This is a genomic window from Arsenicicoccus cauae, from assembly GCF_043162025.1.
In the GTDB taxonomy this organism is placed as follows: domain Bacteria; phylum Actinomycetota; class Actinomycetes; order Actinomycetales; family Dermatophilaceae; genus Arsenicicoccus; species Arsenicicoccus cauae.
Genome location: NZ_CP171001.1, coordinates 1,109,138 through 1,124,213, shown reverse-complemented (window position 1 = coordinate 1,124,213; position 15,076 = coordinate 1,109,138). Strand labels below are relative to the sequence as shown.

The window sequence follows — 15,076 nt, the reverse complement described above, 5'->3', positions numbered from 1 at the left end:
CGTGCGCTCAGTCACAGGACCCGGCAGGCCCGGGTGAGCCGAGGCAGGGCGTCAGCCCAGGCGCGGGTACTCGCGATCGTCCTCGTCCTCGTCCAGGTCACGGTCGCCGTCGATCACGTGGACGGCGGCCTCCTCGGCCGAGGCCGCACCTCCGCTGAACCCTTCGTCCTCGGCCACGAGATCCGACTCACGGTCCTCGTGCGCGCCCTCGTCCGGCGCCACGAGCCGGCCGGCACGACGATCGCCCACCTCGGGGTCGCCGAGGAAGTCGTCCTCAGCGGCGATGGCGTCCGGGTCGTCGCCACCGACGCGGTCGTCGCCGTGGCGCACGTGCGCGCGGGGGTCGTGCTCGTCCTGCGGGTCGTCCGGCAGCTCCTCCTCGAGCCGCATGTCGATGGTCTCGCCGTCGTGCTGCTCCTGGGCAGTAATGCCATAGCTCTCGACCTCCCGCGGGCGCTCGGGCGGTGAGTAGCCCTCGTCGAGCAGGTCGTCCACCCCTCGCTCAAGGAGCTGGTCCTCGCCGCTCAGCTGGGTCTCGTCATCGATGCTGAAGGAGTCCTGGTCGCCGCTGTCGCCGGGCTCGAGATTGAACTGGTCGCTCATAGTGCCCACTCTGCCACGGCGGGCCGGCGCGACGGCGTCGCCCGGCGGGAGCGTCCGCCGCACTCGACCCCGGTGCTCGCGCCGTTCACCTATCCTGGCGCGGTGACGTTCTCGGCCGCCGCCCCCTCGACGGACCGCGCCACCCGTCGTCGGCTCCCCCTCGTCCCCGCCCAGCGCGGCATGCTGCAGGGACACCTCACCGATCCCGCATCACCCGCCTGGGGCGTGGCCCTCCTGACCGAGCTCGTCGGGCAGGTCGACGACGCCGTCCTCGCCGAGTGCCTGCGCCGGGTCTCGCTCGAGATGCCGAGCCTGAGGCTGCGCTTCGACGTGAGCACGGACCCGGCGACCCAGCACGTCGCCGACCTCACCGACGACGTCGTGGTCACCACCCCTCTGGGCGCCGCCGACGACGAGGCCGCGGCAGCGCGCCACCTCGCCGCCCGGCTCGCCGCCGAGCCGTGGGACGTGCCGGGCGGTGGGCCCCTCGTCAGGAACACGCTCCTCGTGGGCCGCACAGGCGTCTGGTGGGTGCAGCGCGCCCTGCACGCCGTGGTCGACGGCTACGGTGCCTGGCTGGGACGCAACCGCGTCGTGGAGCACTACAACCACCTCGTCTCCGGCACGGAGCTCCCGGACCGCGCCTACCCCTCCGTGGAGGAGCTCGTCGCCCAGCCGCGACGGTCCGAGGACGATCAGCGCGACTTCTGGCGCGAGTACCTCCAGGGGGCGCCCGAGCGGGTCTCCCCCGCCGACCGGGCCCACCACGTCGTCGCCCGCCCCCACCGCCACGACGTGGTGCTGCCGTCGTCGGTGCGCGTGGGGCTCGGCGCGACCGTCGGCAACCGCGTCTGGACCTACCCGCTGATCGCGGCGGGCGCGGCATACGTCGCTCGCGTCAGCGAGGAGGACTCAGCCGTGGTCGGCGTGCCCGTCCTCGGTCGCGACACCGCCATCGACCTCGCCACGACGGTCAACATGATGAACGTCCTGCCGCTGCGCGTTCCCGTCGAGCCCGACGACGACCTGGCCTCCCTCACCCGACGGGTCATCGACAGCGCCCGCTCGACCCGACCCCACCAGCAGACGCCGACGGAGACGATCTTCGAGGCCGTGCCATCGGCCTGGCGGGCCGGCCGACTCCACGGGCCCACGATCAACGTCATGCCGTATGACGACGACCCCGTGATCCCCGGGGTCACCGTCACGACGCAGGCCCTGCAGCGCGGACCGGTCTACGACCTGCTGCTGACGATCCACCCGCTCGCGGACGGGTCGCTGGCCGTCGAGTGCGAGGCCCATCGCGAGATCTACACCCTCGCCCAGACCCGTTGGCACGCCGAGCGGTTCGCGACCTTCGTCACGCGCCTCGCCGGGGCCACCGCACCACTCGCCGAGGTCGACCACCGGCTGCTGCAGGAGATCGAGGCCGCCGACGAGCTGGCTCGTCCCCGCACGGCACGGGTCCCCGACGACGCGGCCCCCGGCGCGACGTGGGGCGACGTCGTCTCCGCCGAGCAGCTGACCGTGCCCGGGCTCGACGCGTCGGTGCCGCGCGGCTACGAGATCCGCGACGCCCTCGGTCGGACGACGGGCTTCACCCAGGTCGGCGAGCTCGTCGCCCACACCGCGTCAGGGACCGTCGCCACCGGGCAGCTCGCGGCGCTCCTCCCGGACGGACGCGTGGTGGCGCACGGCCCCGTGGAGGGGCGGCGGCAGGTCTACGGCCGGCACGTCGAGGCCGACGGTGTGGCCCACGACGTGGCCCTGCTCGACGGGGTCGAGTCGTGCACCGCCACGTGGGCGGGCCGCCGCCTGTCCCTCACCGTCACGCTCACCCCCGGCGCGTCGGAGGCCGACGTCGCCCGCGCCGCCAAGCAGACCGCGCCCTCGGGCACCCGACCCGTCGTGCACCTGAGCGCCCTCGTCTGAGCTCAGTGGTGCATGCCGGGCATCATCGTGCCGCCCGGCATCTCGTGCTGCCCGCCGCCCTGGGTCCACCCCATGACGGCGGGGTCGAGCATCCCGGCGATCATGGCGACGTGGGCGACCACGAGGAACACCGCCACGAAGACCACGTGCAGCTTGCGGGCGTGGCGCTCGTCCCGCGCGATCAGGCCCGCCGCCACGAGACTGATGCCGACCATCGGCACGGCGCCGAGCAGGTAGGCCAGGACCGCGATGACATCGGCCGGCCCTCGCCATCCACCGTCGAGGGTGAGCGGTATGACGGCGTGCCGGAGCAGGTGGACGAGGATCCCGACCATCACCGGACCCGCGAGCAGGCCCGCCCAGCGGCTGAGCCCGTGCACCCACGACGGCGCAGGGCGGGCAAACAGGATGACCAGCTCCGTGATCGCCAGGGTCTCGGCGAGGATCACGGGAATCGCCATGAACAGCAAGAGGTTCCAGGGCTGCTGGACCGCGAGCAGGCCCATGTAATGCGTCATCGACATCCCGTCCATGCCGCTGCCCTGGGTGCGGTCGGGCGCCACCAGGCCGCCGACCACGGCCAGCGCCGTGAGGACCGCGAGGGTGGTGGCGGCACCGCGCCGCCGTGCGTGATCGGTCGTGGCGGGGGTGGCCGCGGTCAGCGTGCTCATGATGGTCTCCCGGGTTCGGTCGAGCTCGATGGGGACCACGCTGCGCCACGCTTGCGAAGAGCTGCCGCAGGAACTGTGAAGGTTCTATGAAGGTCAGGCCGGGGGCAAGGCGATGGTGAAGGTCGCTCCCGTGCCCGGGCCGTCGCTGCGGACGTCGAGGGTGCCTCCGTGGGCCGAGACGATGGCCTGCGAGATGGACAGTCCCACACCGGTCCCCGTGACGGACTCGGGATCGCGGCGCCGTCCCGGGTCAGCGCGGTAGAAGCGCTCGAACACGTGCGGGAGGTGCTCAGCCGCGATGCCCGACCCGGTGTCGCTGACCGCGACCGTGGTGCCCGTCGCGCGGCTGCGCACCTCGATCCGGACCCCGTCCCCCGCCGTGCAGTGCTGCAGCGCGTTGCGCAGGAGGTTGTCGACCACCTGGCCGAGCCGTGACGGGTCGGCGCGCACCCGCGCAGGAGGGTCCTCGCCGACGTCGAGCTCCAGGCGCACCCCCTGACGGCCGTATGCCGCAGCCGCCGCACCGGTGGCCGCCCGGACCACATCGGCCGGGTCCACCGCCTCTCTCCGCAGGTCGAGCCGCCCCTCCTCGGCAGCAGACACGTCTTTGAGGTCGGTGGCGAGGCGCTCGAGGCGCCGGGTCTGGGCGCGCAGCGTGTCGAGCGTCGCGTCGTCGAGGGGTGTCACACCGTCCTCGACCGCCTCGAGGGTCACCTGGATCGCCGCGATCGGGGTGCGCATCTCGTGCGAGAGATCGGTGAGCAGGCGGCGACGGGTGGCCTCCGTGCCGGCGATCTGCCCGGCCATGGCGTTGAACGTCCGTGCCACGGCGTCCAGCTCTCGCCCCGTCGGCTGCATCCTCACCGGCTGGTCGTAGTGGCCCTGGGCGACCTCGTCGGCGCCCCTGGCGAGCGCGTCCAGGGCGCGGCCGATCCGGCGGGTCACGAAGGCGCTGGCCCCGACCGCCGCCAGGACCGCGAGCGCGACACCGGCCCCCATCGACGCCAGCCCCGCGGACCGGAACGCCTCCTGGGCGTGTGCGAGGAGCTGCGGCTGCTCGCCGTGGCCCGCCTCGTGCATGTGCTGGTCGAACACCGCCGGCCCGATGATGAGCGCTGCGACGACCATAGTGACGGTCATCGCGGCGATCACCGCCACCTGGGCGAGCACCAGCCGGTGGGTCAGCGACCCGTTCACCCGTCGGGAGGTCATCGCCCCGTCCCCATCCGGTAGCCGACGCCACGCACGGTGGAGACGTAGCGCGGGCTGGCGGGATCGTCGCCCAGCTTGCGGCGGACGTGGGCGACGTGCACGTCGACCAGGCGGTCGTCGCCGACCCAGTCAGGCCCCCAGACGGCGTCCACGAGCTGACGCCTCGAGTAGGCGAGCCGCGGCTGGCTGGACAGGGCGTCGAGTACGTCGAACTCGGTGCGCGTCAGGTCGACCAGCACCCCTCCCACCTCGACCTCCCGCGCGTCGGGGTCGATCACGAGGTCACCGAAGATGCGGCGGGCCGAGCGCTGGACCAGCCCACCCGACCTCGGGCGACGCAGCAGGACGTGCACCCTGGCGACGAGCTCGCGCGCGCTGAACGGCTTGGTCATGTAGTCGTCGGCCCCCACGGACAGCCCCACCAGCAGGTCGACCTCGTCGGCGCGCGCGGTCAGCATCAGGACGTAGCAGTCGGAGAAGGTGCGGATCTGGCGACACACCTCGACGCCGTCCAGCCCGGGCAGGCCCAGGTCGAGCACCACCACCTCGGGCACCCACCCACGGGCGACCTCCACCGCCTCGCGACCGTCCGCGACCACGCACGTCTGGAAGCCGGCCCGGTCCAGGTAGGTGGCAACCGTGCCTGCGAGCACGGGCTCGTCATCGACGACCAGGGCACGGACCGGTGCAGGTGCGGGCTGCATGGCCCCAGTGTCACGCACCCGACGGCTTTCCCACGTTCTTTCGCACGAGGCCCCGGTGGAATACCCGGTGGGGCGAGTCTGTTCCGTCATATACCCCCTAGGGGTATATGACATCGAGAGGACCAGGACCATGCGTCACGACCACGCCCAGCACAGGAGTCACGACGACCACGGCGGGCACGAGCACGCGGACCACGTCGAGGTCTTTCGCCGCCTCTTCTGGGTGATGCTGGTCCTTGCCGTCCCGGTCGTCGGCCTCAGCGAGATGTTCGCGATGCTCGCCGGCTACTCCCTGCCCGAGAGCTCTTGGCTGCCATGGGTCTCACCGGTCCTCGGCACGGTGATGTACCTCTGGGGCGGCCGACCGTTCCTCGAGGGCGGCTGGTCGGAGACACGCTCGCGCAGGCCCGGCATGATGCTGCTCATCGCGCTCGCCCTCACTGTTGCGTTCGGGGCCTCCTGGGGCGCGAGCCTGGGGCTGGTCGACCACACCCTCGACTTCTGGTGGGAGCTGGCGCTGCTGGTGGTGATCATGCTCCTCGGGCACTGGATCGAGATGAGGTCTCTGGCCCAGACCACCTCCGCGCTCGACTCGCTCGCCGCCCTCCTCCCGGACGAGGCCGAGAAGGTCGTCGGCGACGACGTGGTTGCCGTCGACCCCTCCGAGCTGGTGGTCGGTGACGTCGTCGTCGTCCGTCCGGGGGCCTCGGTCCCGGTGGATGGCCGGATCGTCGCCGGGTCCGCCAGCATGGACGAGTCCATGATCACCGGCGAGTCGCGGACCGTCCGCCGGGCACCCGGCGACGCCGTGGTCGCGGGCACCGTCGCCACCGACTCGGGCCTGCGGGTCCAGGTGACGGCCGTCGGTGACGACACCACCCTCGCCGGGGTCCGCGCTCTGGTCGCCGACGCCCAGTCGTCCACCTCGCGAGCCCAGCGGATCGCCGACAGGGCTGCGGCCTGGCTGTTCTGGTTCGCGCTCGCGGCCGCGATCGTGACTGCGATCGTCTGGACCAGTGCGGGTATGCCGGACTCGGCCGTCATCCGCACCATCACGGTGCTCGTCATCGCCTGCCCCCACGCCCTGGGCCTGGCCATCCCGCTGGTCGTCCAGATCGCCACCGAGCGAGCCGCCCGCGGAGGTGTCCTCGTCAAGGACCGACTGGCGCTGGAGTCCATGCGCACGGTGGACACCGTGCTCGTCGACAAGACCGGCACGCTGACCAAGGGCGAGCCCACCGTCACCGCCGTGGAGCCCGCCCGGGGCCGTTCGGCCGACGAGCTGCTTGCGCTGGCCGCCGCCGCGGAGACCGACAGCGAGCACCCTCTGGCACGCGCCATCGTCGGCGCCTCCCAGGCGCGAGCGATCTCGGTGGGGCGCGCCACCGACTTCTCGTCGTCGCCCGCAGTGGGCGTCCGAGCAACGGTCGACGGGTCCGTGGTCGAGGTCGGTGGTCCACAGCTCCTCGAGCACCGGGCCCAGCGCGAGCTCCCCGCGGCGGATGCCTGGCGCGCCGAGGGCGCGATCATCCTCCACGTCCTGGTCGACGGCGAGGTGGCCGGGGCGCTGAGGCTCGCCGACGAGATCCGGGCCGAGTCCCGCGAGACGGTCGACGCCTTGCACGACCTCGGCATACAGGTGGTCATGATCACGGGCGACGCGCAGGCCGTGGCCGACACCGTCGGCCACGAGCTCGGCATCGACCGCGTCTTTGCGGGCGTCCGACCGGAGGACAAGTCCGCCAAGGTCGCGGAGCTGCAGGCCGAGGGCCGCCGGGTCGCGATGGTCGGCGACGGCGTCAACGACGCTCCCGCCCTCGCCCAGGCGGACGTCGGCATCGCGATCGGGGCCGGCACGGACGTCGCGATCGGCTCGGCCGGCGTCGTCCTCGCATCCTCCGACCCGCGGTCGGTCCTGTCGGTGGTCGAGCTGTCCCGGGCCACCTACGCCAAGATGCGCCAGAACCTCTGGTGGGCCGCCGGCTACAACCTCGTCTCGGTGCCACTCGCCGCAGGGGTGCTCGCACCCGTGGGCTTCGTCCTCCCCATGAGCGTCGGCGCCGTCCTGATGTCCCTGTCCACCGTGGTCGTGGCCGTCAACGCGCAGCTCCTGCGCCGTCTCGACCTCTCCCCCGGACAGAGCGCACACCGCCTCCGGGCCGCCTGACCGCGGCAGGCCGCGGCGGCATGCCGCGCGCTCAGTCGTTGCTGTCGGGATCGGCCGCGGGCGCTCTGCTCGACCGGGTCTCGGCGACGCGGGTGAGGGCGCCTCCACCAGCTGCGCGTTCCCGGCAGCGGTCGCGCCGCCCGGCAGCCGGGTGGTGTCTTCGAGGCCGACCCGGGTGTCCAGCCCCAGTCGGGCAGCGAGGTCGACGGCTGCCCAGGTGCTGCCCTCTGCGCCGTGGAGCAGGACCGGGAGCTCCGGCTCGAGGCGGTGGACTCCGTCGACGAGTGGTGTCGCCTGACGGGCCACCCAGGCGGCGGCATCCTCGTCTGGGACGTCGGCCAGCTCGACCAAGGCTCGCAAGCAGCTCCCGCGCCAGTGCGAGGCCTGCCACCGGGCCAGCCCTTCCCCGGGCCAGATCCCGGCCTCGACGCCGATGCCGCGGTCGATCAGGGCGGCGGCGACGTCGTCCGCTCCCTCCTCGTGCCAGTTGACCGAGGCGAAGTCGGGCAGCGCCGTCCCCGACCGGACCCGTGCCGCCGGGTCGGCTGATGCCCAGGCGCCGGTGGTCACGCCCACGGGAACGCCCGGACACGCCTGTCGAACGACCAGCACGAACCTCGCCACGTCATCGGCGTCCAAGGTGTCCACCCCGGCGGCGTCCTTGGTGTGGACGTGCACGGCTGAGGCGCCGGCATCGACAGCCGCCCGCGCCTCCACCGCGACCTCGCGCCCGGGCCTCGCGGCTCGGCGTCAGCGAGGACCGCAGGGACCCAGGGGAATGCGAAGGGCCCCGACCAGCGTCTCCGCCGGCCGGGGCCCTTGCTTCTGTCTCAACACAGAGCGCACCCGAAGGGATTCGAACCCCTAACCTTCTGATCCGTAGTCAGATGCTCTATCCGTTGAGCTACGGGTGCAGTCGCCGCGCCGCCCGTGGGGGCGTCCGCAACGAGGTACGACTTTACAGCAGAGGGGGCCTCCCCACGAAATCGGTCGACCCGGCCCGAGCCGGTGGCGGCCTCAGTAGCGGCGGCGGGGCCGGGTGTGGATGACCAGGCGAGCCAGCGAGGGCGGACCCTGCAGCAGGTAGCGGCGGGCCAGGCGCTTGGGCTCGCGCGACAGGCGGTAGGCCCACTCGAGGTGGTTGTCCTGGTAGAACTGCGGCGCCCGCTGCACGGTCCCCGCGATGAAGTCGGCCGCCGCGCCGTAGGCCAGCAGCGCCCGCGCCCCGGACGCGATGCCGTGGTCGCGGATCCAGTCCTCCTGGCGCGGTTTGCCCAGCCCCACGACGACGACGTCGGTGCCGGCCTCGCGCACAGTCTCGGCCCAGCGGGCCGCGCCCTCGGGCGAGGTGATGTCGGCCCGCTCCGGGGCCCAGGTCCCCGCGATGCGGAGGTCCGGCAGACGGCGGCCGAGCTCCTCGCGCAGACGCACGTGCATGTCCGGCATACCGCCGAGGAAGCCGACCGACGCACCCTCCTCGGCCGCGACGCGCAGCTGGGGCTCCAGCAGGCTCGCGCCCGTCAGCCGGGGGTAGGTCACGCCGGTCACCCGCTTGGCCGTGAGGACGAAGGGCGCGCCGTCCATGAGGGTCAGCCAGCGCAGACTGCCAGAGCCGTCGCCCACCGAGCCGGCAGAGCGGTCGTGCGAGCCCGAGGGGTACCAGTGCAGGTGGTCGAGGTTGGCGGACTCGATGGCGAGCGGGCGGCCCTCGCCCCGCAGGGCGGCGCGATAGAGGTCCATGACCTCCTGCTCGCTCCCGGCGTCGACCTGGACCCCACCCATCAGCAGCTGCTGCACGTGACCGCACTCCTCGCGTCTCGTCAAACGAATCTCGACTCAACTATGTCAGGCAAGGTGAACCTCATTGTGACCTTCCCCGCAGATCGACTCTCTCGGTGGCCGGGCCTGTGGGCAGCGGTTACCGTGACAAGCACGCCTTGCCAATGACGGCAACCAGAAGGGATGGCCGGATCCACATGTCCACCACGCACAAGAAGCTCGCGGCCTGGGTCGAGGAGATCGCCACTCTGACGACGCCCGACCAGATCCACTGGATCACCGGCACGGACGAGGAGGCCGCCCAGCTCAACCAGTCGCTGGTCGACTCCGGGACCTTCATCAAGCTCGCCGAGGACAAGAAGCCCAACAGCTACTACGCCGCCTCGGACCCGGGTGACGTCGCTCGCGTGGAGGACCGCACCTACATCTGCTCCAAGGACGAGAAGGACGCGGGCTTCACCAACAACTGGATGGCCCCGGACGAGATGAAAGGCATCATGCGCGACCTCTATCAGGGGTGCATGAAGGGCCGCACGATGTACGTCATCCCCTTCGTGATGGGCCACCTCGAGGCCGACCAGCCGATGTACGGCGTCGAGATCACCGACTCCGCCTACGTCGTCGCCTCGATGCGCATCATGGCCCGCGTCGGCTCGGACGTGCTCAAGCAGATGGAGGAGACGCAGGCCGACTTCGTCGAGTGCCTGCACTCCGTCGGCGCGCCGCTGGCCGAGGGCGAGCAGGACGTCCCGTGGCCCTGCAACGACACCAAGTACATCGTCCACTTCCCCGAGGAGCGCGCGATCTGGTCCTTCGGGTCCGGCTACGGCGGCAACGCCCTGCTCGGCAAGAAGTGCTACGCCCTGCGCATCGCGTCGGCCATCGCCCACGACGAGGGCTGGATGGCCGAGCACATGCTGATCCTCAAGCTCACCAACCCCGAGGGCAAGACCCACTACATCGCCGCCGCCTTCCCCAGCGCCTGCGGCAAGACCAACCTCGCCATGCTCGCCCCCACCATCCCCGGCTGGAAGGCCGAGATGGTCGGCGACGACATCGCCTGGATGCGCTTCGGCGAGGACGGCCGGCTGTATGCCGTCAACCCCGAGTTCGGCCTCTTCGGCGTCGCTCCCGGCACGGGGTGGAGCACCAACCGGTCCGCGATGGAGACGATCGAGGCCGGCAACTCGGTGTTCACCAATGTCGCCCGCACCAAGGACGGCGACGTCTGGTGGGAGGGCATGACCGACGAGAAGCCCGCCGAGCTCATCGACTGGAAGGGCAACGAGTGGACCCCGGAGTCGGGGGAGAAGGCCGCCCACCCCAACGCCCGCTTCTGCACACCGATCAGCCAGTGCCCGATGGCCGCGGCGGAGTACGACTCCCCCAACGGCGTGCCGATCTCGGCGATCCTCTTCGGCGGGCGTCGCGCCACGACCATCCCGCTCGTGGCCCAGTCCCGCGACTGGACGCACGGCACCTACATGGGCGCCACGCTCTCCTCGGAGACCACGGCCGCCGCGGTCGGTGCGGTCGGCGTCGTGCGCCGCGACCCGATGGCCATGCTGCCCTTCATCGGCTACAACGCCGGTGACTACGTGCAGCACTGGCTCACCATCGGCCAGAAGGGCGACGCGGACAAGATGCCCAAGATCTTTCAGGTCAACTGGTTCCGCAAGGACGACGACGGCAAGTTCGTGTGGCCGGGCTTCGGCGAGAACTCCCGCGTCCTCGCCTGGGTCGTCGACCGCCTCGAGGGCAAGGCCGAGGGCGTCGAGTCCCCGATCGGCCTGCTGCCCAAGCCCGAGGAGATCAACACCGACGGCCTCGACCTCACCGACGAGCAGCTCGCCACCGCGCTGGCCTTCGACAAGGCCAGCTGGGAGAAGGAGCTCCCCCTGGTCGAGGAGTGGTTCGGCAAGTTCGGCGACGAGCTGCCCGCCGAGCTGCGCGCCGAGCTCGACGGCCTCAAGGACCGCGTCTCCAAGGCCTGACCTACCGGGGGTAGGGGCATCGACCGGCCTTCGTCCGCCAGGCTGATGATCCCGCCCCCGGTAGGGACATCGACCGGCCTTCGTCCGCCAGGCTGATGATCCCGCCCCCGGTAGGGGCATCGACCGGCCTTCGTCCGCCAGGCTGATGAGACCGAGGCCGGTCGATCTTGTCCCCCCGGTATGCCGAAGCCCGGCCGCTAACACCCCGGTCCGGCAGGTCCGCGTCAGCCCGTCGTCACGGCGATCTCGTCGCCGAGATGCCACCCCGGGGCCAGCGGCAGCTGGTCGCCCGACCAGAACCTGCCGGGGTCGTACCAGCTCGACGGGCGGCCCGGCTCGAGCAGCCCCATCTCCTCGTAGGTCACCGCCACGACCTCCGCGCAGTAGGCCAGCTCGGGGCGCGCCGAGATCGGTCGTTGCTCGTGCCGCCACGGCAGGTGACCGCGTCGCCCCCGCAGCCACCGGCCCGCGAGGGTCGCGGTGCCCGGGAAGCTCGTGCCGTCCCATCGCGCGATCGTCCCCAGCAGCGCGTCCTCCTGCTCGCGCCCCACCTCAGGGGTGAGCTGCCGCAGGAAGCCCCGCTGGCCGTAGGCGTCGTGCCAGCGCGTCACCGCGTCCCTCAGGTCGTGCAGCTGCACCCCGCGCTGGTGCTGCCCGCTCCACAGGTCGACCAGGCCCTTGCCCAGCTCGGCGTGCCACATCAGCGGCGGCAGGTCGTCCAGCACCACCGCCATGCCGACGTGGTTGACGGGGGCGTTGGTCAGGACCTGGATCGCCCGGTCGGCGCCCTTGGCCCCCCGAAACACCCAGATGTCACCGGTGCGAGCGTGGTCCACGGCCTGGTCGAGCGTGATCGCCATGCGCCGAGTCTGGCACCCCCTCCCGGCAGGGGCGGTGGCTATCCTCGTGCCGTGAGACGCATCTCGTGGTGGAAGGTCCTCGGCGCGGCCGGCCTCGCCGGGGTCGCGGCGACCGGCGTCCTGGTGGCCCGGGGCGAGCGGCAGCGGCGCGCCATGACGCCGGCCGAGGTGCGGTCGCGGCTGCACCGGCGGTATGCCGAGCTCGGCGACCCCTCCTACCGCCGGTAGGCGCGGCGGAGCTGCACGTCGAGCGGAGGCACCCCGGAGCCGCACACCGGGAGCGGGGACAGGTCGAGGCGCGAGCGGCGCGGGGTCGCACGGAGCCGGCGCGCGCTGTGGCGGGCGACGAGCCGTGCGAGCAGCATCAGCTCGCTCCCGTCGCGCCCGGGGCCACCTGGCCCGCTTGCCCCGGCACCTGCTGACCCGGCACCTGCTGACCCGGCACCTGCCCCGCCTGGCCGGGCCCCTGACCCGGCATACCTCCGGGCCCGCCGGGCCCGCCGCCGCCCGGACCGCGGCCCGGACCGCCCATCCCACCCGCCGTCTGGCTGTTGATCGTGGGGGCGGCCGCGGCGACCGCGCCTCCCCCGACCGTCGCCAGGCCGACGGCGAGCGCAGCGGCCACGGCCGTCGTGCGGCCCGACCACCGGGTGGGGGCGGTTGCCGGTGCCGCGCCGGGTGCCCCGTCGGGTGTCGCGCCCGGAGCCACCGAGGGCGCGGGCGCCGCATTGGTGGCGTCGTTCTTGAGGTGCGGGTTCATCTCGGTCTCCTTGCCTGGCGGGTTGCGTCGTGCCACCGACGATCCGCAGCCGCGCTGTGGCGAGGCTGTGATCTCCATGTCGACGGGCCAGGAGTCCGCCATAGTGGTCCCACAGGATCGCCACAGGAATGCCCTGCCACCGCCACAGGAAGGCCCGGTGTCATGAGGAGCATGAGCACGCACACCACCTCCGCCCCGGCCCTGCGCCGACTCGACGGCTCGCCCGTCCGCGTCCTCGTCGTCGACGACGAGGCCAACATCGCCGAGCTGCTGTCCATGGCCCTGCGCTACGAAGGCTGGGAGGTGCGCACCGCGGGCACCGGCCTCGAGGCGGTCCGCGCCGCACGGGAGTTCAAGCCCGACGCGGTCGCCCTGGACATGATGCTGCCGGACTTCGACGGCCTGGAGGTCCTGCGCAAGATGCGTCAGGAGGACCCCAACATCCCCGTCCTGTTCCTCACGGCCAAGGACGCCGTCGAGGACCGCGTGGCCGGCCTGACGGCGGGCGGCGACGACTACGTCACCAAGCCCTTCAGCCTCGAGGAGGTGGTGGCGCGGCTGCGAGCCCTCATGCGCCGCACCGCGATCGCCGAGGAGGAGTCGGCATCCCTGCTCGTCGTGGGGGACCTGGTCATGGACGAGGACGCCCACGAGGTCCGTCGCGGTGACGACGAGATCACCTTGACCGCGACGGAGTTCGAGCTGCTGCGCTATCTCATGCGCAACCCGAGGCGCGTCCTGTCCAAGGCCCAGATCCTCGACCGGGTGTGGAACTACGACTTCGGCGGCCAGGCCAACGTCGTCGAGCTCTACATCTCCTACCTGCGCAAGAAGGTCGACCACGGGCGGAAGCCGATGATCCACACCATGCGCGGCGTCGGCTACGTCCTCAAGCCGGCCGACGGGGCCTGATCAGCACATGCGCGTGCGCGACTGGTCCCTGACCACCAAGCTCGTGACCTCGGTGGTCGCGCTGTTCCTCGCCGTCACGGTCGCGATCGGTGGCGCCACCGTGCTGGTCATGGGGCAGCGCCTGACCCAGCAGGTCGACGAGCAGCTGCTGGAGCAGTCACGGATGGTCGACCGGGGCGGCCGTCTCGGCGACGGCGACGACGTCCTGCGCGCCTGCACCAGTCGGCCGCCGGGGACCGGCGAGGGGATGCTGCGCCTGTGCCTGCAGGACGGGAGCGCGCTCAGCGACTACGTCATCGCCGGCGGCGACTACTCCCGTCTCACCACCGCGCAGGTCGGCACGATCGCCCGCTCCGGCGTCGGCGGCCAGCCCCGCAGCGTGGACGTCGACGGGCTGGGCGACTACCGACTGGTCGCGGCATACCGGTCCGGCACGACCATCGTGACCGGGGTCCCGCTGCAGCGCGTCCAGGCCTCGATCCAGGAGCTGCTGCGCACGATCACCCTCGCCTCGCTCACCGGCCTCGCCCTGGTGGGGCTCATCGGCACCTGGCTGGTCCGGCGCAACCTGCGCCCGCTGCGCCGGGTCGCCGACACGGCCACGCGGGTCTCCCGGATGGACCTCGCGCGCGGCGAGGTGGCGCCCATCGAACGCGTCCCCGACGAGCTCACCAGCCCCCGCACCGAGGTCGGCCAGGTCGGCCATGCCCTCAACACCCTCCTCGACAACGTCGACAGCTCCCTCACCGCGCGGCACCGGTCCGAGACGCGCGTGCGGCAGTTCGTGGCCGACGCCTCCCACGAGCTGCGCACACCGCTGGCCTCGATCAGGGGGTATGCCGAGCTCAGCCGCAAGGAGCGCGAACCAGTGCCCGGAGGCGTGCGGCACGCGCTCGACCGCATCGAGTCCGAGGCCAAGCGCATGACCACCCTCGTCGAGGACCTGCTCCTGCTGGCCCGCCTCGACGCCGGGCGCCCCCTGGAGCACGCGCCCGTCGACCTGTCGCTGCTCGTGCTCGAGTGCGTCAGCGACGCGCAGGTCACCGCCCCCGACCACCGCTGGGAGCTGGACCTGCCCGGCGCGGCGATCGAGGCCACCGGCGACCGTGGTCGCCTGCAGCAGGTCCTGGTCAACCTGCTCGCCAACGCCCGCAGCTACACCCCTGCGGGCACCATGATCCGCACCTCGCTGGGCGTCGAGGGCGAGCGCGCCGTCATCCGGGTGCTCGACGACGGACCCGGCATACCAGAATCCTTGCAACCCAACCTCTTCCAGAGGTTCACCCGAGGCGACACCGCCCGCAACCGCGCCGCCGGCTCGACCGGTCTCGGGCTGTCCATCGTCGACGCCGTCGTCAAGGCGCACCACGGCGACGTGCGGGTCGAGTCCGTGCCCGGGCGCACGGAGTTCACGGTCGCGCTCCCCCTCCGCTGACCCCGATCACCCCCTGCGCTCCCAGGATCGAGCGGGGGTGGGGGCAG

Annotated in this window: 14 protein-coding genes, 1 tRNA gene and 1 pseudogene; 6 read left to right on the top strand and 10 right to left on the bottom strand. The window is 72.3% G+C overall.

The genetic code is table 11. The features are described 5' to 3' along the window. Positions 1 to 51: 51 nt before the first annotated feature. Complete coding sequence (locus ACF3NS_RS05240) at positions 52 to 603, bottom strand: DUF5709 domain-containing protein (RefSeq protein ID WP_288799579.1); 552 nt, start codon at positions 601 to 603, stop codon at positions 52 to 54. A gap of 102 nt (positions 604 to 705) precedes the next feature. Between ACF3NS_RS05240 and ACF3NS_RS05235 the strand changes: the two genes are divergently transcribed. Further along, the gene (locus ACF3NS_RS05235) at positions 706 to 2,535 is read left to right on the top strand and encodes a condensation domain-containing protein (protein WP_392468262.1); all 1,830 of its coding nucleotides are present in this window, start codon (positions 706 to 708) and stop codon (positions 2,533 to 2,535) included. Between the two features lie 2 nt (positions 2,536 to 2,537). Here the strand turns inward: ACF3NS_RS05235 and ACF3NS_RS05230 are convergent, their stop codons facing one another. The 3 genes from ACF3NS_RS05230 to ACF3NS_RS05220 all read right to left on the bottom strand — a co-directional run bounded on the left by ACF3NS_RS05230 (position 2,538) and on the right by ACF3NS_RS05220 (position 5,122). Further along, positions 2,538 to 3,206 carry a DUF6803 family protein gene (locus ACF3NS_RS05230; protein ID WP_392468261.1) on the bottom strand — a complete coding sequence of 223 codons (669 nt, stop codon included), beginning with the start codon at positions 3,204 to 3,206 and terminating at the stop codon, positions 2,538 to 2,540. Between the two features lie 93 nt (positions 3,207 to 3,299). Continuing rightward, positions 3,300 to 4,418 carry a cell wall metabolism sensor histidine kinase WalK gene (locus ACF3NS_RS05225; RefSeq protein WP_239261572.1) on the bottom strand — a complete coding sequence of 373 codons (1,119 nt, stop codon included), beginning with the start codon at positions 4,416 to 4,418 and terminating at the stop codon, positions 3,300 to 3,302. Beyond that, positions 4,415 to 5,122 (bottom strand): response regulator transcription factor, encoded by a 708-nt coding sequence (locus tag ACF3NS_RS05220; protein WP_019285259.1) that lies wholly within the window; start codon positions 5,120 to 5,122, stop codon positions 4,415 to 4,417. Before ACF3NS_RS05220 ends, ACF3NS_RS05225 begins: the two co-directional genes overlap by 4 nt. Positions 5,123 to 5,252: 130 nt before the next feature. Between ACF3NS_RS05220 and ACF3NS_RS05215 the strand changes: the two genes are divergently transcribed. Further along, complete coding sequence (locus tag ACF3NS_RS05215; protein WP_392468259.1) at positions 5,253 to 7,289, top strand: heavy metal translocating P-type ATPase; 2,037 nt, start codon at positions 5,253 to 5,255, stop codon at positions 7,287 to 7,289. Positions 7,290 to 7,400: 111 nt separating this feature from the next. Here the strand turns inward: ACF3NS_RS05215 and ACF3NS_RS05210 are convergent. The 3 genes and pseudogenes from ACF3NS_RS05210 to ACF3NS_RS05200 form a co-directional block, all read right to left on the bottom strand. Continuing rightward, a pseudogene (locus ACF3NS_RS05210) lies at positions 7,401 to 8,006 on the bottom strand (3-keto-5-aminohexanoate cleavage protein); the annotation flags it as partial. 124 nt (positions 8,007 to 8,130) lie between these two features. Beyond that, positions 8,131 to 8,203: transfer RNA gene (locus ACF3NS_RS05205), tRNA-Arg, on the bottom strand. 103 nt (positions 8,204 to 8,306) lie between these two features. Then, on the bottom strand, positions 8,307 to 9,086 hold the full coding sequence (locus tag ACF3NS_RS05200) for a WecB/TagA/CpsF family glycosyltransferase (protein WP_392468257.1): 780 nt from the start codon (positions 9,084 to 9,086) through the stop codon (positions 8,307 to 8,309). Positions 9,087 to 9,232: 146 nt separating this feature from the next. Here ACF3NS_RS05200 and ACF3NS_RS05195 point away from each other — a divergent pair, with 146 nt between their 5' ends. Continuing rightward, complete coding sequence (locus tag ACF3NS_RS05195) at positions 9,233 to 11,062, top strand: phosphoenolpyruvate carboxykinase (GTP) (protein WP_392468254.1); 1,830 nt, start codon at positions 9,233 to 9,235, stop codon at positions 11,060 to 11,062. Between the two features lie 224 nt (positions 11,063 to 11,286). Here ACF3NS_RS05195 and ACF3NS_RS05190 read toward each other — a convergent pair whose 3' ends face one another. Next, positions 11,287 to 11,922, bottom strand: coding sequence for a hypothetical protein (locus ACF3NS_RS05190; protein WP_392468252.1), 636 nt, complete (start codon positions 11,920 to 11,922; stop codon positions 11,287 to 11,289). Between the two features lie 51 nt (positions 11,923 to 11,973). Between ACF3NS_RS05190 and ACF3NS_RS05185 the strand changes: the two genes are divergently transcribed. Then, entirely contained in the window at positions 11,974 to 12,150 is a 177-nt protein-coding gene (locus ACF3NS_RS05185) for a hypothetical protein (RefSeq protein WP_169516867.1), read from the top strand. Here the strand turns inward: ACF3NS_RS05185 and ACF3NS_RS05180 are convergent. Both ACF3NS_RS05180 and ACF3NS_RS05175 read right to left on the bottom strand, forming a co-directional pair. Continuing rightward, the gene (locus ACF3NS_RS05180) at positions 12,138 to 12,287 is read right to left on the bottom strand and encodes a hypothetical protein (protein ID WP_156911464.1); all 150 of its coding nucleotides are present in this window, start codon (positions 12,285 to 12,287) and stop codon (positions 12,138 to 12,140) included. The genes ACF3NS_RS05185 and ACF3NS_RS05180 overlap by 13 nt on opposite strands. Then, a complete protein-coding gene (locus ACF3NS_RS05175; protein ID WP_392468248.1) occupies positions 12,287 to 12,682 on the bottom strand; it encodes a hypothetical protein in 396 nt (131 codons plus the stop codon). Before ACF3NS_RS05175 ends, ACF3NS_RS05180 begins: the two co-directional genes overlap by 1 nt. A 171-nt stretch (positions 12,683 to 12,853) precedes the next feature. Here ACF3NS_RS05175 and ACF3NS_RS05170 point away from each other — a divergent pair, with 171 nt between their 5' ends. Beyond that, on the top strand, positions 12,854 to 13,594 hold the full coding sequence (locus ACF3NS_RS05170; protein ID WP_154593925.1) for a response regulator transcription factor: 741 nt from the start codon (positions 12,854 to 12,856) through the stop codon (positions 13,592 to 13,594). A 7-nt stretch (positions 13,595 to 13,601) separates the two neighbouring features. Then, the gene (locus ACF3NS_RS05165) at positions 13,602 to 15,029 is read left to right on the top strand and encodes a sensor histidine kinase (protein WP_392468246.1); all 1,428 of its coding nucleotides are present in this window, start codon (positions 13,602 to 13,604) and stop codon (positions 15,027 to 15,029) included. Positions 15,030 to 15,076 lie beyond the last annotated feature (47 nt).

Bases quoted from the DNA above. Each gene is read 5' to 3' on its own strand.
- ACF3NS_RS05240 (WP_288799579.1), bottom strand. From the start codon at position 603: ATGAGCGACCAGTTCAATCTCGAGCCCGGCGACAGCGGCGACCAGGAC.
- ACF3NS_RS05230 (WP_392468261.1), bottom strand. From the start codon at position 3,206: ATGAGCACGCTGACCGCGGCCACCCCCGCCACGACCGATCACGCACGG.
- ACF3NS_RS05225 (WP_239261572.1), bottom strand. From the start codon at position 4,418: ATGACCTCCCGACGGGTGAACGGGTCGCTGACCCACCGGCTGGTGCTC.
- ACF3NS_RS05220 (WP_019285259.1), bottom strand. From the start codon at position 5,122: ATGCAGCCCGCACCTGCACCGGTCCGTGCCCTGGTCGTCGATGACGAG.
- ACF3NS_RS05215 (WP_392468259.1), top strand. From the start codon at position 5,253: ATGCGTCACGACCACGCCCAGCACAGGAGTCACGACGACCACGGCGGG.
- ACF3NS_RS05195 (WP_392468254.1), top strand. From the start codon at position 9,233: ATGACGGCAACCAGAAGGGATGGCCGGATCCACATGTCCACCACGCAC.
- ACF3NS_RS05190 (WP_392468252.1), bottom strand. From the start codon at position 11,922: ATGGCGATCACGCTCGACCAGGCCGTGGACCACGCTCGCACCGGTGAC.
- ACF3NS_RS05180 (WP_156911464.1), bottom strand. From the start codon at position 12,287: ATGCTGCTCGCACGGCTCGTCGCCCGCCACAGCGCGCGCCGGCTCCGT.
- ACF3NS_RS05175 (WP_392468248.1), bottom strand. From the start codon at position 12,682: ATGAACCCGCACCTCAAGAACGACGCCACCAATGCGGCGCCCGCGCCC.
- ACF3NS_RS05170 (WP_154593925.1), top strand. From the start codon at position 12,854: ATGAGCACGCACACCACCTCCGCCCCGGCCCTGCGCCGACTCGACGGC.
- ACF3NS_RS05165 (WP_392468246.1), top strand. From the start codon at position 13,602: ATGCGCGTGCGCGACTGGTCCCTGACCACCAAGCTCGTGACCTCGGTG.